This window comes from Microbacterium sp. Bi128 (assembly GCF_918698205.1).
Map to the genome: position 1 here is coordinate 1 of NZ_CAKKMM010001137.1, position 1,668 is coordinate 1,668.

The following is a 1,668-nucleotide window of genomic DNA, read 5'->3' on the forward strand; positions in this document are numbered from 1 at the left end:
CGGCCATCGTCTGCCGGGAGTACGGTCTTCCGGCGGTGACCGGAACGGGTTCCGCCTCCACCACCATCAAGACCGGCCAGCGGCTGCGGGTGGACGGCACCAAGGGCACCGTGCAGATCCTCGATGCCGACCAACCGGAGCTCCTGGCGACCGGACCCGGCGCCCACGCCCACAGCCACAGTCATGTCTGAGCTGAACGCGCCGGCTGGAAGGACCGTCCTGATCACCGGTGCCGCCGGCGGGCTGGGCCGGGCGTTTGCGCTCGGCTTTGCCGGCCGCGGGTACCGCGTGGCGGTCGCCGACATCAACCTCGAGGGCGCTGAGCAGACGGCCAAACTGGTCCGCGAACTCGGCGCCGAGGCCGCCGCCTTCCCGGCGGACGTCACCAGCGTGGACTCCACTGAGATCCTCGCACGGGACTGCGCGGACTTCGGGAACGGAAGCATCGACGTCGTCCTCAACAACGCGGCGGTGTACGCGGGGGTGACCCGCAGCCCGTTCGAGGACATCGACCCGGCCGAATGGGACCTGGTGATGAACGTCAACCTCAAGGGCCCCTGGCTCGTGACCCGCGCGGCGAGCCCGTACCTGCCCGAGGGCGGGCGCGTCATCAACCTCTCCAGCGCCACCATCTTCAGCGGCTCGGAACAGTGGCTCCACTACGTCGCGTCCAAGGGCGGCGTGGTGGCCCTGACCCGGGTGATGGCCAAGGAACTGGGCCGCCGCGGGATCACGGTCAACGCGATCGCCCCCGGCTTCACGCTCACCGAAGCCAGCTACGGCCTGATGGAGAACGCCGAGAACTACGGTGTGGACCGCGGGGCCATCAAGCGGGCCAGCCAGCCCGAGGACATCGTGGGCGCGGCCCTCTTCCTGGCTGGGCCGGACAGTTCCTACTACACGGGCCAGACCATGGTGGTGGACGGCGGCCGCCAGTTCATCTGAGGCGCTCCCTTGCCTGCCATCATCCGATTCAACCTAAGGAGAACCACATGCCAACGGTTCATTTCACCGACGCCGGGGGCGCTGTCCGCGACGTCCAGGGAAACCCCGGCGATTCAGTCATGGAAACGGCCGTCCGCAACGGCGTCCCCGGGATCGTCGCCGAATGCGGCGGCTCATTGTCCTGCGCTACCTGCCATGTCTTCGTCCGCGAGGACTGCCTTTCGCAGCTTCCGCCGATGGAGGACATGGAAGACGAAATGCTCTACGGCACCGCCGTCGACCGTGAGGACAACTCGCGGCTGTCCTGCCAGCTCCGGCTCACGGACGCGGTGGAGCTGTTCGTCACCACCCCGGAAACCCAGGTGTAGCCGTGGGCGCGGAAGCAGTGGAGCAGGCAACTGACACCCTCGTCGCGGAGCAAAGCACTCCAACGCGCACGGGGCTCCTGATCATCGGCGCCAGCCAGTCCGGGGTCCAGCTTGCTGTATCGCTGCGGGCACTCGGCTTCGACGAACACATCACCCTGCTCGGAGACGAGGACCACCGACCCTACCAGCGGCCGGCCCTGTCCAAGGAGTTCCTGCAGGGCACGGTAGAGAGCGAATCACTGATCTTCCGCTCCAACGATTACTGGGCCGGACACAACGTGGCCCTGGTCAAGGGCGAATACATCGTCCGGATCGACAAGGAACCCACCGGCTCCGGGGTCGCGCATTCTTCCTC

4 protein-coding genes are annotated in these 1,668 nt (G+C 67.4%); all 4 read left to right on the forward strand.

Annotated elements, in window-relative coordinates:
* A partial coding sequence (locus LQV45_RS30535; RefSeq protein ID WP_230010990.1) for a PEP-utilizing enzyme occupies window positions 1-191 on the forward strand: 191 nt, incomplete at its 5' end.
* Complete coding sequence (locus LQV45_RS30540; protein WP_230010992.1) at window positions 184-945, forward strand: SDR family NAD(P)-dependent oxidoreductase; 762 nt, start codon at window positions 184-186, stop codon at window positions 943-945. The genes LQV45_RS30535 and LQV45_RS30540, both read left to right, overlap by 8 nt.
* A gap of 47 nt (window positions 946-992) precedes the next feature.
* A complete protein-coding gene (locus LQV45_RS30545) occupies window positions 993-1,313 on the forward strand; it encodes a 2Fe-2S iron-sulfur cluster-binding protein (protein ID WP_230010994.1) in 321 nt (106 codons plus the stop codon).
* Between the two features lie 2 nt (window positions 1,314-1,315).
* Window positions 1,316-1,668: FAD-dependent oxidoreductase (locus LQV45_RS30550; protein WP_374208341.1), on the forward strand; the 353-nt coding region annotated here is incomplete at its 3' end.

What these genes read in the sequence shown, in the direction of transcription:
- LQV45_RS30540 (WP_230010992.1), top strand. Translation starts at nt 184, where the DNA reads ATGTCTGAGCTGAACGCGCCGGCTGGAAGGACCGTCCTGATCACCGGT.
- LQV45_RS30545 (WP_230010994.1), top strand. Translation starts at nt 993, where the DNA reads ATGCCAACGGTTCATTTCACCGACGCCGGGGGCGCTGTCCGCGACGTC.